The organism is Bowmanella yangjiangensis, from assembly GCF_017255015.1.
Taxonomy (GTDB): domain Bacteria; phylum Pseudomonadota; class Gammaproteobacteria; order Enterobacterales; family Alteromonadaceae; genus Bowmanella; species Bowmanella yangjiangensis.
Genome location: NZ_JAFKCS010000669.1, coordinates 1 through 394, shown reverse-complemented (window position 1 = coordinate 394; position 394 = coordinate 1). Strand labels below are relative to the sequence as shown.

Annotated in this window: 1 protein-coding gene; it reads right to left on the bottom strand. The window is 67.3% G+C overall.

Annotated elements, in window-relative coordinates; translation table 11 throughout:
* Nucleotides 1-55: 55 nt before the first annotated feature.
* On the bottom strand, nucleotides 56-394 hold a 339-nt coding region (locus tag J0A65_RS26180), incomplete at its 5' end, for a hypothetical protein (protein WP_206597112.1).

Below are 394 nucleotides of genomic sequence, written 5' to 3'. Positions count from 1 at the left end.
AGGCCCGAGTATAACAGAGCTTGCGCGTTGCGCATCCACCAGCCTGTCGGCTGGTTCACGGCGTGGAGGCTTCGTCGGCGCCGGGCGATTCGGCGTAGCGCGCCTGCAGCTCGGCATAGGCCGGCTCGGCCTTGAAACGGCGCAACTCCTCGCTGAAGGCCTGGGCCAGGGTACGCAGCTCCGCTGTCCTGGCCAGTGCCAGGTAGAGATTGTCCTGGCCGACCGGCGTCGCGTTGTAGCTGATCTTGCGGCCCAGCCCCAGGCGGTTGGCCAGGAACATGCCGGTGCGACGATCGTTCACCACCAGGTCGACACGATGGCGCGCCAGCTTGCCGATGTTGGCCTCGTGACTGGGGCCTTCTTCGCGGCGGAAGGTCTGCGCGGTGCGAAACGC